General features: G+C 59.8%; 17 protein-coding genes. 11 read left to right on the forward strand and 6 right to left on the reverse strand.

What is annotated here, in order from left to right:
* Window positions 1-13: 13 nt before the first annotated feature.
* On the reverse strand, window positions 14-2,923 hold the full coding sequence (locus B0G73_RS21090; RefSeq protein ID WP_106283209.1) for a winged helix-turn-helix domain-containing protein: 2,910 nt from the start codon (window positions 2,921-2,923) through the stop codon (window positions 14-16).
* A gap of 279 nt (window positions 2,924-3,202) precedes the next feature.
* On the reverse strand, window positions 3,203-4,120 hold the full coding sequence (locus B0G73_RS21095; protein ID WP_106283210.1) for a helix-turn-helix transcriptional regulator: 918 nt from the start codon (window positions 4,118-4,120) through the stop codon (window positions 3,203-3,205).
* A 686-nt stretch (window positions 4,121-4,806) separates the two neighbouring features.
* Between B0G73_RS21095 and B0G73_RS21100 the strand changes: the two genes are divergently transcribed.
* On the forward strand, window positions 4,807-5,232 hold the full coding sequence (locus tag B0G73_RS21100) for a hypothetical protein (RefSeq protein ID WP_258193398.1): 426 nt from the start codon (window positions 4,807-4,809) through the stop codon (window positions 5,230-5,232).
* A gap of 300 nt (window positions 5,233-5,532) precedes the next feature.
* Here B0G73_RS21100 and B0G73_RS21105 read toward each other — a convergent pair whose 3' ends face one another.
* Window positions 5,533-6,570 (reverse strand): AraC family transcriptional regulator, encoded by a 1,038-nt coding sequence (locus B0G73_RS21105; RefSeq protein ID WP_106283212.1) that lies wholly within the window; start codon window positions 6,568-6,570, stop codon window positions 5,533-5,535.
* A 355-nt stretch (window positions 6,571-6,925) separates the two neighbouring features.
* Here B0G73_RS21105 and B0G73_RS21110 point away from each other — a divergent pair, with 355 nt between their 5' ends.
* From B0G73_RS21110 to antC, 10 genes are all read left to right on the forward strand, one after another.
* A complete protein-coding gene (locus B0G73_RS21110; RefSeq protein WP_106283213.1) occupies window positions 6,926-7,453 on the forward strand; it encodes a lecithin retinol acyltransferase family protein in 528 nt (175 codons plus the stop codon).
* A gap of 393 nt (window positions 7,454-7,846) precedes the next feature.
* A complete protein-coding gene (locus B0G73_RS21120) occupies window positions 7,847-9,088 on the forward strand; it encodes a dienelactone hydrolase family protein (RefSeq protein WP_106283214.1) in 1,242 nt (413 codons plus the stop codon).
* 29 nt (window positions 9,089-9,117) lie between these two features.
* Window positions 9,118-9,906, forward strand: a complete 789-nt coding sequence (locus tag B0G73_RS21125) for an SDR family oxidoreductase (RefSeq protein ID WP_106283215.1) — start codon at window positions 9,118-9,120, stop codon at window positions 9,904-9,906.
* A gap of 84 nt (window positions 9,907-9,990) precedes the next feature.
* A complete protein-coding gene (locus B0G73_RS21130; RefSeq protein WP_106283216.1) occupies window positions 9,991-11,229 on the forward strand; it encodes a styrene monooxygenase/indole monooxygenase family protein in 1,239 nt (412 codons plus the stop codon).
* A 27-nt stretch (window positions 11,230-11,256) separates the two neighbouring features.
* Window positions 11,257-11,787 (forward strand): flavin reductase family protein, encoded by a 531-nt coding sequence (locus B0G73_RS21135; protein ID WP_106283217.1) that lies wholly within the window; start codon window positions 11,257-11,259, stop codon window positions 11,785-11,787.
* Window positions 11,788-11,826: 39 nt separating this feature from the next.
* The gene (locus B0G73_RS21140) at window positions 11,827-12,783 is read left to right on the forward strand and encodes a transporter (RefSeq protein WP_106283218.1); all 957 of its coding nucleotides are present in this window, start codon (window positions 11,827-11,829) and stop codon (window positions 12,781-12,783) included.
* A gap of 95 nt (window positions 12,784-12,878) precedes the next feature.
* Window positions 12,879-13,799 carry a catechol 1,2-dioxygenase gene (gene catA, locus B0G73_RS21145; RefSeq protein ID WP_106283219.1) on the forward strand — a complete coding sequence of 307 codons (921 nt, stop codon included), beginning with the start codon at window positions 12,879-12,881 and terminating at the stop codon, window positions 13,797-13,799.
* 119 nt (window positions 13,800-13,918) lie between these two features.
* Window positions 13,919-15,307: an anthranilate 1,2-dioxygenase large subunit gene (gene antA / locus B0G73_RS21150; RefSeq protein WP_106283220.1), complete on the forward strand. Its 1,389-nt coding sequence runs from the start codon at window positions 13,919-13,921 to the stop codon at window positions 15,305-15,307.
* 4 nt (window positions 15,308-15,311) lie between these two features.
* On the forward strand, window positions 15,312-15,800 hold the full coding sequence (gene antB / locus B0G73_RS21155; RefSeq protein ID WP_106283221.1) for an anthranilate 1,2-dioxygenase small subunit: 489 nt from the start codon (window positions 15,312-15,314) through the stop codon (window positions 15,798-15,800).
* Window positions 15,801-15,814: 14 nt separating this feature from the next.
* The gene (gene antC, locus B0G73_RS21160; protein ID WP_106283222.1) at window positions 15,815-16,840 is read left to right on the forward strand and encodes an anthranilate 1,2-dioxygenase electron transfer component AntC; all 1,026 of its coding nucleotides are present in this window, start codon (window positions 15,815-15,817) and stop codon (window positions 16,838-16,840) included.
* 262 nt (window positions 16,841-17,102) lie between these two features.
* On the opposite strand, the gene B0G73_RS21165 is transcribed toward antC, so the two are convergent.
* The 3 genes from B0G73_RS21165 to B0G73_RS21175 all read right to left on the reverse strand — a co-directional run bounded on the left by B0G73_RS21165 (window position 17,103) and on the right by B0G73_RS21175 (window position 19,742).
* Window positions 17,103-17,408 carry a hypothetical protein gene (locus B0G73_RS21165; RefSeq protein WP_258193399.1) on the reverse strand — a complete coding sequence of 102 codons (306 nt, stop codon included), beginning with the start codon at window positions 17,406-17,408 and terminating at the stop codon, window positions 17,103-17,105.
* Window positions 17,409-17,766: 358 nt separating this feature from the next.
* The gene (locus tag B0G73_RS21170; protein ID WP_106283223.1) at window positions 17,767-19,245 is read right to left on the reverse strand and encodes a YncE family protein; all 1,479 of its coding nucleotides are present in this window, start codon (window positions 19,243-19,245) and stop codon (window positions 17,767-17,769) included.
* On the reverse strand, window positions 19,242-19,742 hold the full coding sequence (locus B0G73_RS21175; RefSeq protein WP_106283224.1) for a DUF305 domain-containing protein: 501 nt from the start codon (window positions 19,740-19,742) through the stop codon (window positions 19,242-19,244). The genes B0G73_RS21170 and B0G73_RS21175 overlap by 4 nt, the downstream gene beginning before the upstream one ends.
* Window positions 19,743-20,249 lie beyond the last annotated feature (507 nt).

A 20,249-nucleotide genomic window follows, 5' to 3' on the forward strand; every position in this document is an offset into this window, starting at 1 on the left:
GAAGCTCTCGATGTTATCCATCAACTGATTCGCCAGACTCTGCGAACGCCGCTCGTTGTCCTGTCTTGCCGTGACGTGAGCGCAGCGCCCTGATCATCGTGAACAGCGAGCGCACATCGGCGGCACTGGCTGACGCGTCGAAATACGCTGCGATCTGTTCCAGCACTTCGATCGCTTCGTCATTCCGGCCTTGGTCGCGCAGCAGTGCCGCCATGGCCAGCGACGCGCGCAGCTCCCACATTCTCGCGCCCTGCGCGCGGGACATTTCGAGTGCCGTCGCGAAACAGGTGAGCGCGTGAGTGAGCCTGTCGCCGAATTCTTCGCCGGCACCGGCTTGCACACCGGCTTCAGCGTGCGCGGCGATCCCCAGCACACGCCAGATTTCCGGCACAAACATCAGTTCACCGTGATGCTGGCAAAACGCCAGCGCGTCGTTCAGACGGCTGGTCGCTTCGCGAGGGCGTCCCACGCTCACGAGCGCCTCCGCATGCACGACGACAAACAACGTGACGAGGCGCCTGAAGCCGCGCGCAATCAATGCATCGAGCGATGCGGCCAGGATCGGCAGCGCCGGCGCCACCTGTCCGTCGAGGATGTCGCGGTAAGCGCTCAGGCAGCCGCAATACTCCACCCACGCGTCGAAGCGATGCAGCGCTGCCTGCGAGCGCATGATCTCCAGGTACGCCCCGGCGCGGCTCAGATCGCCCGACAGCAGCGCGAGCGGCGCGGCCACGGCGCCGAGCATGTGCGTGAGCGATGGCTCCATCGTTTCGGGGCGAACCCGGCTCACGAGCGTATCGACCAGCGTCATGGCTTCACCAGGCTGGCCCTGAAGCCAGGCGATCCGCGCGAGCGTCCCATTGCAATAGACGAGCGGATCGACGGCGAACGCGCTGTCCCGCTGCGACTCGCCCTCAAGTTGCGCAAAGCGTTCGCGCGCGTCCAGCAGTCTCCGTTTGGCCTCCGCGTGCTGCCCGAGACAATGCTGCGATATGGCTACTGCCTGGTCGCCCAGAACGGCTTGCCATGCATTGCTTTCGTCTTCGGCGAGACGCTGCAATTGCCGCGCGAACTTCATCGATTCGTGGATGTTGCTGCTGGAGAGCATCATGTTCCATAGGCCCCACAGCGCGCGCGCCTGAAACGCGCGGTCGCCGCTCGCGATCGCCAGCGCAAAAACATCACGCCACAGTTCGGCCGACCGCGCCACGCACCCGTGAACCGACGGCAAGGCCGTCGCCAACGCCGCGCGCACCCGCATGTCGCAGGCGGCGCCCACCGTGCCGGCCGGAAGCTGGTCGAGTACGCCGACCGCCCGTTCGGCGCGTGCGCAGGCCTCCGCGATCATGCCGCCGTCGAGTAGCGCATCGGCGAGGTTGGACGCGAGATCGACGCCGAGACACACATCGCCTTCGGGGGAGAAGGCCCAGTCGAACGCGCTGCGCGCGTCGTCGAACGAGTGGTGGAGAACCGTGGCGCGCTCGGCGTCGCGCGGCACGGCCGGCGCCGTGCGCAACTGAAAGCAGGTGGACAGATAGCGCGCGTGGCGCGAAGCGAACGCCGGGCGCTCGCCTTCGGCCTGCAGTTTTTCCAACGCGTAGGCTCGCGTCGATTCGGGCAGCCGGTACTTGGCGACCGGCCCGTCGAACTCGACGTTGGCGAGCGATTTGGCCAGCAGTTCGCTGATCCCGCTGATCGCGTTCGCGATCGTCAACGTGGAATCGCACACGACCGCGCACATGGCCTCGAACGTGAACACGCCGCCGAACACGGCGATCCGCCGGAAGAGACACTGCGCGTCTTCGTCGAGTAACGCAAAGCTCCAGTCGAAGGTGGCGCGCAAGGTCTGATGGCGCGGCAGCGCGGTGCGGTAGCCGCCCGCGAGAATCGCCATGCGATCGTCCAGCCGCCGATGCACGCCTTCCACACCGAGCGCCGCGACGCGCGCCGCGGCCAGTTCGATTGCGAGTGGAATGCCGTCCAGCCGGCGGCAAATCTCGCCGACCAGCCGCAATTCGGCGCTCTCGGCCCCCACCTTGTACTGCAATGAGTTGGCGCGCAGCAGAAACAGGTTCACGGCCGACTGTTGCAGGATCTCCGCATCGGTGCAATGCAAGCGCGGTACGTCCAGGGGATCCACGCGAAATACGGTTTCGGGCATGATGCGCAGCGGTTCACGGCTCGTCACGAGCACACGCAGCGAATCGCTTCCCGCCGTCAATGCTTCCACGATTTCGGCCACGAAACCGATCACATGCTCGGCATTGTCGAGCACCAGTAGCCGATGCCTGTGCGCGAGCGCCGCGGCGAGTTGCGTGACGGCGGGCGCCGCGCCTTCCGTGAGCAGCCCGCAGCCTTCCGCGATGGCGCCGAGTACGCCGTCATACGTGGTCAGCGTGGCCAGTTCGACGAAGCAGGTCGGCTCGGCGAAATTCTCTTCGGCTTGACGCGCGGCTTCGATCGCGAGACTGGTTTTGCCGATGCCGCCCGCGCCCACCAGCGTCAGCACATGCGCGTCCTGCAGCATCGCGCGGAGCTGTTCGACTGCCGCGTCGCGGCCCACGAGGCGGCTTTTGGGCGAAGGCAAAGAACGCCCGGCGCAAACCTGATTGGCGGGCCGCACAGGGGCCGGCTTTTGCCGATGCACAAGCTGATAGCCGCGGCCGGGCACGGTGAGAATCAGATGCCGGTCCGCGCCGAGAATTTTGCGCAACGCTGACAGATGCACCTGGATGTTGTTCTCTTCCACCACGGTGTTCGGCCAGACCGCATTCATCAACTCGTCTTTCGTGACGAGACGGCCGGCGGCGGACACGATGACGGCGAGAATGTCGAAGGCGCGTGAGCCGAGATGCAGCGCTTCGCCGTCTCGCCGCACGCTGCGCATTTCCAGATCGATTTGAAAGCGGCCTAGTTCAATCATGTCGTTTTCAAGTCCCGGGACAATGAGCGTGAGAGGGCGATGTGCCGCTCGGTGGTTGGTGAGCGCCTTGCATGTCCTCGCTGCGGCGGCGCAGGCTCGAACAGCCATCGTCGATGGGCTCGAAAGTACCTTGGCAAATCACGCGCGTCTTGTCGGTTAGTGCGATGCTTTGTAGGAAAGTCTAACGGTGCGTGCGAACGCCGTTCGTTCGTTGCAATAGCGGCATGATTCAGGAGGCGGGCGGCGCTGTCAGCGGCGTTTGTTCGACGGTCCGGCCGCTCAGCCGGTGGCCTGTCTGCGCCATGTGCCGGGCGGCGTGCCGACCAGTTGCGAGAAGGTCCGCGTGAAATGGCTCTGGTCGGAGAAGCCGCATGCAATGGCGATTTGGGAAAGGGAATAGTCCGAATTTCTCAGGAGATCGCGAGCCCGGTCGATGCGCCTTTCGAGCAGCCATTGATGCGGCGTGCGATGCGTGGTTTCGCGAAAGGCGCGAATGAAGTAGCTGCGCGAGAGGTTGCATGCGTTGGCGATTTCTTCGATCGACACGTTGCCTTGCGACTTCGCGAGCAACATGTCTTTGGCGCGGGTTTCCTGCAAGCTCGAAAGGCGCCGGGTCTTGCTGAAGGACGAGCACGCCGTGTCGCCGTATCGATCGAGCAGATGTGTGCCGATGGCGAGACCTAACTGTTCGACAAACAGCGGGCTTGCGTCGCTCTTGCGGTCCAGCGTGAGCGAGAGGATCTGCGCGAAGTGGCCGAGCGTTGGATCGTGGCGACCGGCGAGCGTGGCGAGGCGCGGCACGTTTGAACCGTTGCGCTCATAACAGGCGTTCGCGATGAAAGCACGCGACAGTTCGATCAGCACGAAATCGAATCCGCGTTGCAGATCGGCCTGGTAGTCGTCCGCGAAGTCGCGGATATAGACGCTATCCTGGCCGAAGTCGTGGGTCGTCCAACGGTGCGCCGAATAGATGCGCCGCCGGTGGCCAGGCTTGAGCGACACGCCGATCAGGAAGCCGCGATCGGAACCGTGCATGGCGACCGCGCTTGGTTTGTCGTCCGCGGTGGACTTGCGATAAAACTTGAACTCGCCCGTGTCGAGTTCGAGGTCCCGGCCGAGCTGGTTCGAGAGGCATCCCAGCGAGTCCTTGGATCGTGCGGCCGGGGCGGTGGTGGCGGTCAGTGTGGCGTTCAACATGATGGGTCACCTCGATCGTCGCGCAGCGGTCGCACTGCTTTCAGCAATTTACCTGAAAATTAAAAAATGTAAGCTAGCGGGATTATGGCTTAATCGGCGCGGAATGTGGAAGTGCGGAGTTGAATGGCCGGTGCTTTGATAGTAGGCAGAAGGAGACATGATGCGGACGCGTGGGCTGTGGAGCGTGCAGGCGTGGTGTCGCGCTGCATATTGTTGGCGCCGCCGTTTTATTTTTTTCAGCTTGCCGAAATGATTTATTTTTGCGCCGACATATTGGCGCAACGGATATCGATGCTGTAGGGCGACAGAGTGAGTGCGACTGCCGCCGCAGTTGTGCGACTGAGCGACAAGGTTGGTATGACTGGACTACATTGTCTGGTCGCGTGAGCATCTACCGCGCCGAGGCCGAGTCGGACAGAAGTCGGCCATGAGGGACATCGCGTACGTCGCCAATTTCTGCTCTTGAACCCATTTCACGATACGTGAGGGCCGGCATGTCCGTAACGCCGTAGGGGCATCAATAGCAGCGTCAGTCCATCGCGGTAGACTCGTTGTGGAATACCCCTTAGCTTGCGGACGCCGAAATGACACTGCTACGACGATCGATCGAGACTTACATTCATGCGAAGGACGGAAACCGGCCGCATTTGATGCCCAGTGCGTTCACGGTTGATGCCGAGCTTGTCATGGAAGTCAAAACCGAGGAGATATCATTCCCGACATTGGTTAAAGGCGTGGATGGCATTTCAGCTGTTTTGGTAAGCCAGTTCGCGCAGCGCTACGAGAACATCTACACGTTGTGCCTGGGGACACCGCCAGACGACGAAACCTCATTCCGTTGCAATTGGCTCGTATGCATGACCGAAAAGGTATCAGGCGCGGCACGCATGGGTTTCGGTAGATACGAATGGCTTTGTCAAGATGGATCGGGAAAGGTCTCGAAGCTTAAAATAACCATCGAAGAGATGAAAAACCTGTCCGGAGAATCGAGCCAACTAATTCTCGAATGGGTGCGGATGCTGCCCTATCCGTGGTGTCCGCACGATTTGCCAGCCCAAAGTGCTCCGAATATCCCATCGGTTCAGAAAATTGTCAGACACCTAGCTGGTTGATCCGATCAGTCGGATGTCAGTAAGCGATCCCTATTGGCGTATTTGGGCGAACAGCCGGTTAGTTGGCGTTGCCAATGGCCGCTGTCGGGAACGTTGGCTGCGCCTTGAGGGTCGCGATGAGCCAAAGGGCATCAGGCAGCGTGCGGCCACGAGCTGCCATTCGCTGCTTCGGCCCCCGCAGCCATTGGAGCGGCAGTTCCGAATCGAACAGTGGACGTTCGTGGACACATACGCGACCGGTCCGCAAGCGCCTACCTAGAATGCGTAAAGTGGGCCATAAAACCTCGGGTGTTGGACGCGCTAGCCAGGTTTGCCCCGGTAGCGTAGAGAAGCCGACGGCGATTCACCAAAGTGCCGCTTATACTCCAGTGAGAACCGGCCGAGATGCGCGAATCCCCATTTGGTTGCGACGTCAGTAATTGATGAGGCGTTCGATGCTTCCATGGCGAGCAAATCGGCTCGGACACGTTCGAGGCGTAACTGTCGCACATAAGCCATTGGGCTGAGGCCGTAGTAATTCCTGAATCCGGCGAACAAGGTGCTAGCACTGACGCCAGCGTGCTCCGCAAGTCGCTCGATGGTCAAAGGCTCGTGCACGTTTGCGCGAATGAATTCCTCGACACGGCGGACAAAGAACGGCGCGAGCGCGCCGACGGGATGACGAAGTCCGGCCCGGGCACTATTCGGTTGGCCGTAGAGCAACGCGTTGATGAGAGTGGACTCGAACTGACTGAAGGCCAGCGGATTGCGCAGTGGGTGGTCCGGGAAACTCAATACGTCCGCCAAAGACGGCAGCAGTTGCATCACGCAAACGCCGCCAGCGGATCCCAGTTGCAGTTCCGGATCGAATTCGACCGGTCGCCTGAACGCCTCCCCCAGATGTTGCTCGCAGTGACGCTCCAGGGTCCCGCGTTCGATTTTCAGGAGAACCTGGGGACACGCGTCGCTCCAGTGCATCCGTAAGGGCAGCGACGGAGAAAGAAGTGATGCTACAAGCGCGGACGACACGAACCGCTTGTTGCCGCATTCGATTTCGGCATTGCCATGAACCGGAATCTGCAGCAGGAAAAAGCTCTCCAGGGGTCCTGGATCTATGGTCACCTCACTCCCATAATCAAGCAGATTCAGCGATAGGTCGCCATGCCGCGCGTGGTGCATGCGGCCAAACAGACGATGAGACCCGCCTGCCAACTCGAGTCCGTGCGGCTTGAAGATGCGTCCAACACTCGCGCGAACTTCCTCCAGATCGTTTGACTGAAGCAGAAGGTTGTCGCGATTGAAACAGGGTGCGGTTGCCAGCCGTTGCCCATCGACACCGAACGCCGACCAGTGCTCCATAAGTTCTCCACCAAGCACGCATGCACTTGTGCAATGCAACACGTTCGCCGCGTTCGCGGAATCGCCGTGTTATCCGGATAGTACTGCGAGGATTCGGATATCGCTGTCGCGATACCTGTTATATGACTCATCGCGCTCGCAATAAACGGGCCATTTCGTTTCGATCCTAGAGAAATCCGAGTTCGTTCACATCGGCAAATACCCGGCACAAGGGTGAGACAACGGTGCACGAACGACCGGCCTGGACGGACACAATTTCTGGACTCTCCGGACATCGATTGGATTCGGTGGATAGATCGGCGGAAGCCGGCGCCTCATGCTTTGATCATGGCCCCAGCGCCTACGGAGGTGTGCCATGGCATCCAGGCAGTTCAATGGGAGACTCGACAGGACCTTCGTGCGGGTCGGATCCGAACGCGTGCGGTCAAGCACTCTGCCGACTGACATTGAACCGGATGAGGGCAGCCACATTATTGCTCGCCGATCCGCATACGACCATCACGGCATCTATGTGGGAAATGGAACGGTGGTGCACTACGCCGGTCTCTGCCGATCTCTGCACCGAGGTCCGGTGGAGGAAACCACGATCGAGTGCTTTGCCTCAGGGCATGAAATCGCGGTCAAGCCGAACCCTATGGCGAGATACGTCGGCGCCGAAGCAGTTCGCCGCGCCCGCTCGCGACTGGGCGAAAACCGCTACCGGCTGTTGCGCAACAACTGCGAGCATTTCTGCAACTGGTGCTTGTATGGGGAAAGCCGCAGTGAACAGGTCGAAGCATGTTTCGCCCATCCCATGCTGGCGCTGCGTGCCGTAACGGGCCTGTTCCTCCAGATCTTCACACTGAAACTGCACGGCATGCGCTGCATCGCGCGCGCAATGTGATCTGCACCCGTCATGGAGAACGACATGCACGCCACGGAAAAATCGCTGCGCGGACTGGTCGATAAATGGCTCGCACCGACGCACGCCGTGCGCACGCGTGTGACCCGGTTCAGTCGACTCTCACTGCATCGCCAACGCTATGTCTGCGTCGAGACGTCGGGGCCGATGGGAACGCTAGCACTTTTCTTCTTCAGACACGACGACAGATCGTGGCGGGTATATCCGCCTGAGACGGAAAGGCCTGCGATGGCCTCGTGGCTGTGACTTGCACGCGGATCCGCGGCATCAGTGACGAATTCCGCATTTCCTGGATACCGGTCGCAGGCAACGGATAGTGCACCCAGTATTGGCCACCAATACTTGATTCACAAACCACCCTATGTCGAGGCTCAAATGAAAGGTCGATACATCGAAATTCCATGCGCGGGCGGCGCCACTTTTCGCGGCTATCTGGCGACGCCGGCGAACGGGAAAGGTCCCGGCATCGTGCTTTGCCATGAGATCTTCGGCGTCAACGGGACGATGCGCGAAGTGGCCGACTACTACGCCGAAGAAGGATATACCGTCCTTGCTCCCGATCTGTTCTGGCGCGCCGAACCGGGTATTGAACTGGACTATTCGCCCGAAGACGCCGAGTGTGCCTTCGCTCTGTATCGCGCCTTCGATCACGACAAAGGCGTCGAAGACATCGATGCAGCCATAAGTGCGCTCGGTTCGATTCCCGAATGCGTCGGTCAAATCGGTGTGCTTGGTTTTTGCCTGGGCGGCAAGCTGGCGTACCTCGCTGCGTGCCGCTTGCCGCGCGTCGCTTGTGCCGTCAGCTATTACGGTGTCGGTATCGAAACGGCCCTTGATGAATCCGAAAACCTGCGTGGACGGCTGGTGCTGCAGATCGCCGGGCAGGACCGCTTCTGCCCTGCCGAAGCCCAGCAGCAGATCCAGGCGGCTTTGTCCAGGCGGGAGTGCGTCGAGATTTACACGTATCCCGGCCTGGATCACGCATTTGCCCGGGCACGCGGCGAGCACTGGGACAAGGCTGCTGCGACGATGGCGCATCAACGCACGGTTGCGGCGTTCAGGCGCGAGATGGGTCCGCACTACGATCTGTCTTCGCTCTGGGAGGCGCATCTCGCTCATGAATTCACCACGCGCGACGTCGACGCGACCATGCGCACGATGGTACCCGAGCCGTACGTCAATCACATTCCCACGATGACGGGCGGCGTCGGGTACAGCGAACTCAAGCGTTTTTATCGCCATCACTTCGTCCATAACAATCCGCCCGATACCACGATCACCCCAGTGTCGCGCACGGTTGGCGCAACGCAGATCGTCGACGAACTGCTGTTCTGCTTTACCCATACGACGGAAATCGACTGGATGCTGCCAGGCGTTGCACCGACTGGAAAGCGTGTCGAGATACCCCTCGTTGCGATTGTCAAATTTCGCGGCGACAAGCTCTATCACGAGCACATCTACTGGGACCAGGCGAGTGTACTGGTGCAGATCGGTCTGCTCGAGCCGGAAGGCTTGCCGGTCGCGGGCGCCGAGACGGCCCACAAACTGCTCGACGAAACCCTCCCTTCAAACACGCTGATGAACCGCTGGCTGAGCGCCGACAGCGCAGCACGTTGAACCACGCTGACGAATCCACGGAGAACACCATGACATCACTGACAGGAAAGGTGGCGATCGTCACAGGCGGCGCCACGCTGATTGGCGCGGCCGTCGCGAAGGATCTGGCCGACGCCGGCGCCAGGGTTGCCGTTCTGGACATCGATGCGGAAAACGGTCAGCGCACAGCACACGCGCTCGGCGAAAACGCCATTTTCGTCCAGACGGATATCACCGACGACAAGGCCATCGATCACGCGATTGCCAGAACGGTCGACAGTTTCGGTGCGGTCGACATTCTTGTGAACCTTGCTTGCAGTTACGTGGATAACGGCTTTAGTGCGAGCCGCAATGACTGGCTCGGCGCCATGGACGTCAACGTGATCTCCGCCGTGATGCTTGCGAAAGCGGCCTACCCATACATGAAACACCAGGGCGGGGGTGTGATCGTGAATTTCAGTTCGATTTCGGCCCAGTGCGCGCAAACGGGGCGGTGGCTTTATCCGGCATCGAAAGCCGCGCTCAGGCATTTGACGCGCAGCATGGCGATGGATCTCGCCGTCGACAACATCCGGGTGAATTCCGTGTCTCCGGGCTGGACGTGGTCCCGCGTGATGCATGAACTCACACACGGGAATCGCGCGAAAGCCGATCGTGTCGCTGCCTCGTTTCACCTTCTGGGGCGGGTCGGCAATCCCGAAGAGGTTGCCCGGGTCGTCACGTTCCTGTGTAGCGATGCGGCCAGCTTCGTGACGGGTGCGGACTACGCGGTGGATGGCGGCTACTCGACGATGGGACCGGAACAGAACATACCCGCGATCCCCAGGCTTGCCGAATGAAACCTTGCGAGGGTGCGCGGCGGATAACGCATCGACGCCCATGCGTCTTTTCCCAGACAACAACCTATTCAGGAGACATCGTCCATGAGAAACATTGCAGTCGTCGGAGCGGGACAGGCAGGCTTGCAACTGGCTTTGGCCTTGCTCGATCAGGGTTATCGGATCACGCTCGCCACCAATCGCAGCGCAGAGCAGATTCGCACAGGCAGGGTCATGTCCAGCCAGTGCATGTTCAATGAATCCCTGCAAACCGAGCGCGATCTCGGTCTGAACGGATGGGAGGAAGCGTGTCCTTCCATTGAGGGAATCAGTGTCGCTGTGCCGCACCCGGAAGTGGCCGGCGAAAAAATCATCGACTGGTCGGCGCGTCTGCATCGCTATGCACAGGCCGTCGATCAACGGATCAAGATGGCGGCATGGCTCGAAGAAGTTGCACGGCGCGGAGCCGATGTGCGCATCGTCGATGTCGGGGTGCCGGAGCTCGAACAGTTGAGCGCGAGCCACGATCTTGTGCTGCTTGCAGCAGGCAAGGGCGAGGTAGTCAACCTGCTCGGACGCGACCCGGAGCGTAGCGCATTCAGTCAGCCGCAGCGCGTCCTGGCCCTGACCTATGTGACGGGCATGACGCCGTCGACGCCCTATTCACGGGTGCGCTTCAACCTGTTGCCTGGAATAGGAGAGTATTTCGTGTTCCCGGCCCTGACGGTGACGGGGCCCTGCGAAATCATGGTCTTCGAAGGCATTCCTGGCGGACCGCTGGATCGCTGGGGCAATGTAAAAACACCCGCGCAGCATCTGGAAAGAAGTCTCGACATTGTCCGCCAGTACGTTCCCTGGGAAGCAGAGCGTTGCGCGAATGTGCAGTTGACGGATCCCAACGGTGTTCTGTCCGGTCGTTTTGCACCCACCGTACGCAAGCCGTTCTTCCGGCTGCCCTCCGGGCGGACCATCTTTGGGATGGCCGATGCGGTGGTGGTGAATGACCCTATCACCGGGCAAGGTTCGAACAGCGCGGCGAAATGCAGCAAGGTGTACCTGAACGCAATCCTCGCAAGAGAATCGGCACCCTTCTCCGAGGACTGGATGCAGCAGACGTTCGACCGTTACTGGGACTACGCGCAACACGTGGTCAGGTGGACCAATTCGATGCTCACGCCGCCGCCGCCCCACATCCTCGATCTGCTCCGCGTTGCCGGCGATTCGCAGGCGCTTGCGTCCGGGATCGTCAATGGCTTCGATGATCCGCGTACGTTTTCGCCGTGGTGGTTCGATCCGGCTGCATGCAACGCGTTCATCCGCGAAAAGACCAGGGCTGCCGCCTGACCACGAACGACCCGCAGGAGATCACACATGACCACTCACCTCAATCTCGATGCGCTCGCGACGGGCAGCCGCCCGTTCGATTCGAAGCATTTCCGCTCCGCACTCGGCCAGTTTCCGACAGGCGTCACGGTAATCACGACACGCACGGGAGATGGCCGAAGAATAGGGCTAACCGCGAATTCATTTTCTTCGCTGTCGCTGGACCCTCCGTTGATTTTGTGGAGTCTCGCAAAACCGTCACCGAGCATGGCCGATTTTGTTGCAACTACGCATTTCGCCATCAACATGCTGGCCGACGATCAGCAGCATCTTTCGCGTACTTTTGCAACGGCATCTCCTGACAAGTTTGCAGGCGTGCCCTGCGTCGATAGTCCCGACGGCGTGCCGCTCATCGACGGTAGTGCCGCTCACTTCGTGTGTCGCAACGTCGGTCAATACGACGGTGGCGATCACCTCATCTTCATTGGCGGTGTCGAGGAGTATGAGTCGTTTGGCAGAGCACCCCTCGTCTTTCATGCAGGCGCTTATCGGGTTGTTTCACCGCATCCGCACATTTGACGCTTCGCGACCATGACAATCTGATAGAAGGTGCTGTCAATGAGAAACAACGGTGCTCGACTCTTGCCATGTCTCGTATCAGTGGCGGTATTGTGTTTCGCTTCGCCGGCTTCCGCCAACGATCTTCCGGCCGTCAATCTGGGCGCGACAAGCTTTCTTGACGGCTTGCCGCCTGCTGGATCGGGTTGGTATGCGCAGCAGTACTTCCAGTACTACACGGCGGGGCGAATCAACGACAACGCGGGGAACCGGGTGCCGCTGCCGAAGCAGGATATCGATATCTTTGCGGGCATCACGCAGCTCACATACCAGTCGCCCCTAACATTTGCGACCGCGCATCCGGGTCTCAATCTGATGCTGCCATGGATCGCATCGGCGCATGTGGACGATGGCCTGGGCAACACAGCGCTGAGCTCACAGAACGGTATCGGTGATCTGCTGATTGGACCGTTCATCCAGTTCGATCCCGTGATGGGCGCTAACGGTCCGCGTTTCGCGCAGCGCTTTGAGTTCCAGTTCATCGTGCCGACGGGGGCATACGATCCGCGCAAGGCGATCAATCCGGGCAGCCACTTCTGGTCGTTCAACCCGTACTGGGCGGCGACCGTCTGGCTGACGCCGAAGTGGACCGTTTCATGGCGTCTGCATTACTTGTGGAATGCGACCAACCACGACCCGGCGACGGCGCTCGGACCCGATGTCACTTCATCTCAGGCGGGCCAGGCCGTTCATGTAAACCTTGCCACCGAGTACGAAGTTCGCCCCGGTCTTCGGATTGGACTGAACGGGTATTGGCTGCGGCAGATCACCGACATGAAGGTGAACGGCGCAGACGTGCCGGGGACTCGCGAAGCAGTCTGGGCGATCGGGCCAGGTGCGATGTATAGCTTTTCGCAGCACGATCATGTGTTTTTTAACACTTACTTCGAGCGGGACGCCAGAAATCGCCCCCAGGGGACGAGGGTGGTCCTGCGGTATGTGCATCATTTTAATTAGCGATATATCTCCGCAAAGTTTTTTTTGCATTTTCTTTGGTTACCAAAAGAACGGTGGTGGTTTCTCGTTCGGATCGCATTGAAGGAGCAGTTAGCATGATGCACGACGACATAGATGCACTGGTGAAGTGCTTTATCGTGGACGCAGCCAAAGGCGTACGCAATGAGCGCGTCCAGGAGGTGGTGGTTCGCCTGACAGGCGATCTGTTCAAGGCCATTGAGGACCTCGATCTGCAGCCTGGCGAGATCTGGAAGGGTCTCGAGTATCTCGCGCAGGCTGGTGCCACTCGCGAAATCGGTCTTCTCGCCGCAGGGCTCGGCCTCGAGCGGTTCATCGATATTCGCAGCGATGAGGCTGAGGCGCGCGCCGGCTTGACGGGCGGCACGCCGCGTACTATCGAAGGCCCCCTGTATGTTGCGGGCGCACCCGAAAGTGTTGGCTTCGCGCGGCTCGACGACGAGAGTGAGCCAGAGGCCGCGGAAGCGCTTTTCATCCAGGGCACGGTTTACGGAGCAGACGGACGCCCCTTGCCGAACGCAAAGGTGGAAGTGTGGCATGCAAACACGCGTGGCAATTATTCCCACTTTGACAAGACGCAGTCGCCATTCAACTTGCGGCGGTCCATCCTGACCGATGACAGCGGGCGTTATTCGTTGCGCAGCATCATGCCTGTCGGCTATGGATGCCCGCCCGAAGGCACGACTCAGCAGTTGCTCAACCTGCTAGGCCGTCACGGACAGCGTCCGGCGCACATCCACTTCTTCGTGTCGGCAGCGAGTCATCGCAAGCTCACGACGCAGATCAATATCGATGGCGACCGCTACCTTTGGGACGACTTCGCGTTTGCAAGCCGTGAAGGTCTTGTGCCCGCCATACGCCGTGTCGATGCGCCCGAAGAACTCGCACGGAGGGGCGTGACGACGCCTTTCGCATCGATCGATTTCGATTTCCGCCTGTATGGCGAAACAGCCGGCGCGCCGCCAGCTGAAGTCGAACGTGAACGTGCGAGCGCCTGAATTCAAAAGGATCCGGTTACCGGGCACCTTGTGCAGCGACGCAGCGTAACGCATACCGACGGGAAGCATGCGGTGCGTGCCTTGCACCGTCAGCCGGCGGCAGACATGAGAGGACGACGATGAATACTGTAAGAAACGTAGCTGAATGGAAGGAGTTTGTGAGCGGCTGCCTGGACTTCCGTCCGGCAGAGGGCGTCTACCGGATCGCTCGCGAAATGTTCACGGAGCCTGAACTGTTCGCGCTCGAAATGGAACTGATTTTCGAAAAGGCGTGGATTTATGCATGTCACGAGAGCGAAATTCCGCATCCGCATGATTTCATCACGATGCAGGCAGGCCGCCAGCCGCTGATCATAAGCCGGGACGGCAGTGGTGCGCTTCACGCGATGGTCAATGCGTGCCAGCACCGCGGTGCCACGCTCACGCGCATGAGCAAAGGCAATCAGTCGACCTTCACGTGCCCGTTCCATGCATGGTGCTACAAGAGTGACGGGCGGCTCGTCAAGGTCAAGGCGCCGTCGGAATATTGTGAAGACTTCGACAAAGGCACGCGTGGCCTGAAGAAGGCGCGCATTGCAAGCTACAAGGGTTTTGTGTTCGTTAGCCTTGATGTGGCAGCCACGGATTCGCTCGAAGACTACCTTGGCGACACGCGCGTCTTTCTCGACATGATGGTCGCACAGTCGCCTACCGGCGAGCTCGAGGTGCTTCCTGGCAAGTCGACCTATACCTACGACGGCAACTGGAAGCTGCAAAACGAGAATGGACTCGACGGCTATCACGTGAGTACAGTCCACTACAACTATGTGGCGACCGTCAAGCACCGTCATGAATCGAATGTGCAAAAGGGTGCGGCAACCAACGGCACGCTCGACTACAGCAAGCTCGGTGCTGGCGACGCGGAGACCGACGACGGCTGGTTCTCGTTCCGTAACGGGCATTCGGTGCTATTCAGTGACATGCCAAATCCGGAGGTGCGACCCGGCTATGCGAGTGTGATGCCACGCCTCGTTCAGGAGTACGGCACGCAGCGCGCTGAATGGATGATGCATCGGCTGCGCAACCTGAACGTGTACCCGAGTCTTTTCTTCATGGACCAGATCAGCTCGCAGTTGCGCATCGTGCGTCCAATCGCGTGGAACAAGACCGAGGTGATCAGCCAGTGCATCGGCGTGAAGGGCGAATCGGACAGCGACCGTGAGAGCCGCATCCGCCAGTTCGAGGATTTTTTCAATGTGTCGGGTATGGGCACACCCGACGATCTCGTGGAGTTTCGTGAAGCGCAGCGGGGCTTTCAGGCGCGCCTTGAGCGCTGGAGCGACATTTCGCGAGGCCATCACAAATGGATGGAACAGGAAACACCTAACAGCACGTTGTTGGGCATCTCACCCGCATTAACAGGTTCCGAGTTCACGCATGAAGGTTTGTATGTGAACCAGCACGGCGCATGGCAGGCGCTATTGCTGAAAGGGTTGCGGCAGAAGTCACTGAGCATCAAGGAGGTCTGAGATCATGAACCCGTTGCAGCCTTCAATTGAACAGTTCTTTTATCGCAAATCCGAACTTTGCGACGCGCGGGACTGGGATGCTTACCTCGCCCTTTTTGACGAGCGATGCGAATTCCACGTGCCGCAGTGGGATTCGGAATTCGAGTACACGACAGATCCCCGGCGCGGTCTGTCACTGATCTACTATGCGAATCGCTCCGGACTGGAAGATCGTGTGTTTCGACTGCGCACCGGCAAATCGGCCGCGTCGACACCGTTACCGCGTACCCTCCATCAAATCAGCAATGTACGTGTTTCTGGCGGGCCGGACGGGTTGACGGAAGCAAAGGTCAACTGGGCAACGTTTTACGCGCGTCATGGCGTGTCGGAGCACTTTTTCGGCCACGGGACTTACCAACTGCGTGCCGACGGCGATAGCTGGAAGATTGTGCGCAAACACGCACTGCTGCTCAATGACCGCATCAACGCGGTCCTGGACTTTTACCATCTGTAATCGGGGGCATCGAGATGAATCACAAGGTGGCCTTCAGTTTTGCCGATGGAAAGACATTGTTCTTCGATGTCGGCGCAAATGAGATCTTGCTGGACGCGGCATTGCGCAATGGCGTGAAGATCCCATTCGACTGCCGCGAAGGCGTCTGTAGCACGTGCAAGGGACGCTGTGAATCAGGCGAATATGCACAGGACTATGTGGACGACGAAGCGCTCTCTGCAGAGGATCGCGCGCAACGCAATATGCTGTCGTGTCAGACCAGAGTCAGATCGGATGCATCGTTCTTCTTTGACTTCGACTCGACGCTATGCCACACCGACGATATAGGTCGCATGACGGCGACCGTCACCCGCATGGAGAAAGTATCCGGCTCGACGGCAATTCTGCATCTCGACGCGAGCACCGTGCGCAGGCGGCTGGACTTTCTGCCTGGTCAGTATGCTCGCCTCCTGGTACCGGAGACGGACGCATGGCGTTCCTATTCGTTCGCGAATCAGCCTAACCACGACAATCAGTTGCAGTTTCTTATCCGCCTGCTGCCTGATGGCGCCATGAGCAATTACCTGCGCGAACGCTGTTCGCCCGGTCAGTCAATCGACCTCGAAGCGCCGTTTGGAACGTTCTACCTGCGACACGTCGAACGTCCGCTTGTGATGGTCGCGGGCGGAACGGGCCTTTCGGCGTTCCTCGGCATGCTGGATGAGATGGCGTCGCGTGGTGGCTGCGGTGAACCCGTGACACTGTACTACGGGGTGAACAACGTCGGCGATCTGTGCGAGTCTGAACGGTTGAAAGGGTATGTTGATCGTATCGAGGGATTCTCATACGTGCCGGTGGTCGTGAATTCGTCGCCCGATTGGAGCGGGAAGACAGGGTACGTTACGGATCATTTCGACGCGAAGGCACTCGCCGCGCGACCTTTCGACATGTATGTATGCGGCCCGCCCCCGATGGTTGAAGCGATCAGGAAGTGGTTGGCGACTTCAGGCCTTCAGGATTCTCAGCTGCATTTCGAAAAGTTTGCGAGCACCGGAGGTTAGACAGATATGTTTCGTACAGGCAGGCGAGTCGGGATGTATCTGGCGCCCCGTTGCATTATGAAGAGCGGGAAGAGGTCGAGAGACAGTCGATCGTTTTAACAGGACGCTTATCCGGCTGCGACCGCCGACATGTCCTTGCGCGACGTGCCGAATGACCCGTCTGATCTGATACCTGCCTTTGGAACGGCGTCGGCTCGACCGGCAGCAACGGGTCGACCGATCGCCGTCAGGCAGAGGTCGGCCAAGCGCGGTCTGTCGGCATTTATGCTCCGAAGTAAACGACGTCGGGCGTCCGGCGCTGAAGATCCGCGACCGAGAGCGTTATGCGCTCGCCTGTTGCAGATGCTGCTTCATACTGTTGCACGGTACTTAGAATTCGGCGTTTGTTCAACTCGAACGCGAGTCGCACCTGTTGGACGGTTTCATTGCGAGCGCCAAGCTCTTCACTAACGACTTCAAACGGCAGCGCGAAAGCGCAGTATCCCCAGCCGAACCCATAGGCGGAAAACCATACCGCGGAGTCGGCGCAAAGAATGGGGGCAGTCATGGCAGTATGTAGCTGATCCATCGCATTCACCTGCGTCGACGATAGGTTGACATCAAAGTGTGGCACAGGGACCTTACAAACGCGGGGTTCTGTCGACACGACGTTACCACTCCGCCGAGATGATTGTCGTTTAGCGGAGGTGTGATTGCGAAGCGGGACTGATTCGAACGGGTCATGTCCTGCGAATCCCCAACAGGCAGGACCTGGCCATGAAGCGTCGTTCCTCTTACCGTCGCTCAGACGTTCCGGCGTCTGTTCCACTCAGGAGCAGTTCATTCAATTCGCCGCCGCGACGGGATCGCTCCCGTGACTACCAGAATCAGATAGCCGCACCGCACACCGTTCCGCCGCCGCGAACGAGACGTGGCGGCGGAACCGGTTACGGCGACTGGACCTGTACGGGGGCACCAGGCTTACCCGACGCTTGCGGCGCGACAACGAGGTAGCGGCGCTTGTCAGCGGCATGGCCCATTCCTGGTGTGACCAGTTGGCGAATCTGCCCGAGAGCATTGACGATCGCCGAGCCGGCCGGATTGGACATGAAATTCGCGAGCACTTGCAGGTCACCCGTGCCATCGGGGTTATCGGCAAGACCTAGAACATAGGGCTGCTTCGGTTGAAGACCCGAGACAGCGGCCTGGAGAACCTGCACCAAGCCCTGGTCGAACAACGCGACAGTCGTAGGTGCATGGGTGGCGTCCGCCGTCTTGCCCGCGCCCACCGGCACCAGTGCAAGGTGGACGCTCTGACCAGCGAGGCCCAACGTCTGCAGATTCTGCGTACCATCACCTTCCGGCACCGCATTCGGCACATAGGCGACGGCCTGCGGCGCCTGGCCAATGGGCACAGTCGCGATGATCTTGTTGCTCAGTGTGTCGATCGCAGTCATCGCGTCGGCGTTCTCCAGCCCGACATAGATGCGGCTGCCGTCCCCCGACGGCCAGAGCCCGTGCGGCAAGTTGCCGACAGGTATCGTCGCGACCTGCGAAAAGTTGTCAGTTCGAAACACCTTGATCACATTCAGGCCCCCAACGGAGACGTACGCGAACGTGCCCTTGTCGTTATGTACGATGTTCACGTGATTCGTGATTGGGCCTGTGTCGAGTGTCCTGATCAGCGCAAATGGCGGCCTTGCATCGAACACCTGGACCTTGCCGGTGTCCTTGAGCGTGAACCAGACCTGCTTGCCGTCGGGCGTCGCCGCCAGGTCGGGACAAAAAGGGCTGGCCTGCTGGACCGTGCCGACGATCTTGTGGTCGGCCACGGACACCACCTCGATCTCCGGGTTGAAGGACGAACAGACATAACCGTATTTCCCATCCGGCGAGAATATCTGCATTCCGGGGCCAGCCGGGACAATAATGCGTGTTTTCTCCTCATACGTTTTTCCGTCAAGTACCGCGACGTAGTTTTCACCACGCACGGTCACCCAGACCTCCTTTCCGTCGGGCGTGAAGAAAGCCTCGTGAGGCGAGCGGCCAACGTAGGTGACATGCTTGACGGCGTTAGTCTGCGTGTCGATGAATGAAACCGAGTTCGATCCGATCGAGACAACCGCAATCGTGTGATGGTCCGGCGAGAAACCCATGCCGTGCACTAGTAACTGACCTTTGTACAACGGACTGAAATTGCCCGGCGAGGGATCGCCGAGCCGAAGCAGGCCGAGCAGCGTGGTGTCGGCCGGATCGATCACCGACACCGTGTTCGAAAACTGCTCAGCGGCGTAAACGCGGTCGTGATGGCTTACGGGAATGTCAGGATCGGACTGCGATCCAGGGGCCTGCCCAGCGCACGCGAGCTGAGTCGCCACCAGCATGGCTGCAGACAACGCGATGGTGATTCTTGATTGGCGTTTCATTGCCGGTCCTCCTGCATACGGTTTGGCGTGTTCATTTGCATGCCGTGGTCGGACGTCCGGTGAACAGGTGCGACAGGCATAGACGCCGGCTTTTGCTGGTCCGGGGCGGCGGCAGGTGGCGGCAATGGCTGCCCGAGTGCGACGCGCATGGCGACAATTTCCTGTTGTTGCTCGACGACGATCTCTTGCGCGATGCGGCGTAACTGTTCGTTGTGACCGTAACGCAGTTCGGCCTGCGCCATGTCGATGGCACCTTGATGGTGAGGCACCATCATTGCGACAAAATCGCGATCGACGTTGCCTGTCGGTCTCGTCGACATGCCGTCCATCATCCTTGTCATGGCGGTATTGTTCTCCGCGAGGAAGGGGGTTTCGTTGGACGTACCGTCGGTCTGTAAGCCGGCACTGAAGGCAGGTGAGTCGCAAAGCGCCGAGATCGCCAGAACAATGACGACGCTCAGGATCGTCAGCACGGTACGGGGGCTTGGGGTACGCACGATGGTTCTCCCGTTGTTATAAACAGGTGTCTCATTGGAGTGAACCTGTCAGATGCGGAGTTATTCCGTATCTGACACAGATTTCGCGCAGATGAGCGTTTGCGGCCCGATTGGGCGCCGCGGCATAGCCTGCCGAGTGCCGTCAAATCACGTCAAGATCATCGGATCGTAAAGGAATGGTAGTGCGCGAGGAGGACGATCTGAAGATGACATCGCGTGGCCCACACAGGCTGTGAACCAGAGCGAAGCGAGGTACGAAGATCATCAGCAGCCGCCCTTGATGCCGCACCGTTCCCGACGGCTGATACGGATCGACAGCCGAAGTTCACCGCCGTTGGCGGTGCGGCTTGCGACGAACTTCCGGGTTCGGCCAAACCGCGTCGGGCCCGACAGGGGGAAGTTAGCGAAAGGCAACGGTGCTGCGGGCAACCTGGAATCCGAAGGAAGCCGGAAGTAAAGCGCTGGTCAGACGAACAGAATCTCGAAACCCTGATTACCCCGCCGGCC

The sequence above is a fragment of the Paraburkholderia sp. BL25I1N1 genome (genome assembly GCF_003002025.1).
GTDB lineage: Bacteria > Pseudomonadota > Gammaproteobacteria > Burkholderiales > Burkholderiaceae > Paraburkholderia.

What these genes read in the sequence shown, in the direction of transcription:
- B0G73_RS21170 (WP_106283223.1), bottom strand. Translation starts at nt 19,245, where the DNA reads ATGAAACGCCAATCAAGAATCACCATCGCGTTGTCTGCAGCCATGCTG.
- B0G73_RS21125 (WP_106283215.1), top strand. Translation starts at nt 9,118, where the DNA reads ATGACATCACTGACAGGAAAGGTGGCGATCGTCACAGGCGGCGCCACG.
- B0G73_RS21110 (WP_106283213.1), top strand. Translation starts at nt 6,926, where the DNA reads ATGGCATCCAGGCAGTTCAATGGGAGACTCGACAGGACCTTCGTGCGG.
- B0G73_RS21105 (WP_106283212.1), bottom strand. Translation starts at nt 6,570, where the DNA reads ATGGAGCACTGGTCGGCGTTCGGTGTCGATGGGCAACGGCTGGCAACC.
- antB (WP_106283221.1), top strand. Translation starts at nt 15,312, where the DNA reads ATGAACCCGTTGCAGCCTTCAATTGAACAGTTCTTTTATCGCAAATCC.
- B0G73_RS21140 (WP_106283218.1), top strand. Translation starts at nt 11,827, where the DNA reads ATGAGAAACAACGGTGCTCGACTCTTGCCATGTCTCGTATCAGTGGCG.
- catA (WP_106283219.1), top strand. Translation starts at nt 12,879, where the DNA reads ATGATGCACGACGACATAGATGCACTGGTGAAGTGCTTTATCGTGGAC.
- B0G73_RS21120 (WP_106283214.1), top strand. Translation starts at nt 7,847, where the DNA reads ATGAAAGGTCGATACATCGAAATTCCATGCGCGGGCGGCGCCACTTTT.
- B0G73_RS21095 (WP_106283210.1), bottom strand. Translation starts at nt 4,120, where the DNA reads ATGTTGAACGCCACACTGACCGCCACCACCGCCCCGGCCGCACGATCC.
- B0G73_RS21090 (WP_106283209.1), bottom strand. Translation starts at nt 2,923, where the DNA reads ATGATTGAACTAGGCCGCTTTCAAATCGATCTGGAAATGCGCAGCGTG.
- B0G73_RS21100 (WP_258193398.1), top strand. Translation starts at nt 4,807, where the DNA reads ATGGAAGTCAAAACCGAGGAGATATCATTCCCGACATTGGTTAAAGGC.
- B0G73_RS21165 (WP_258193399.1), bottom strand. Translation starts at nt 17,408, where the DNA reads ATGGATCAGCTACATACTGCCATGACTGCCCCCATTCTTTGCGCCGAC.
- antA (WP_106283220.1), top strand. Translation starts at nt 13,919, where the DNA reads ATGAATACTGTAAGAAACGTAGCTGAATGGAAGGAGTTTGTGAGCGGC.
- B0G73_RS21130 (WP_106283216.1), top strand. Translation starts at nt 9,991, where the DNA reads ATGAGAAACATTGCAGTCGTCGGAGCGGGACAGGCAGGCTTGCAACTG.
- B0G73_RS21135 (WP_106283217.1), top strand. Translation starts at nt 11,257, where the DNA reads ATGACCACTCACCTCAATCTCGATGCGCTCGCGACGGGCAGCCGCCCG.
- antC (WP_106283222.1), top strand. Translation starts at nt 15,815, where the DNA reads ATGAATCACAAGGTGGCCTTCAGTTTTGCCGATGGAAAGACATTGTTC.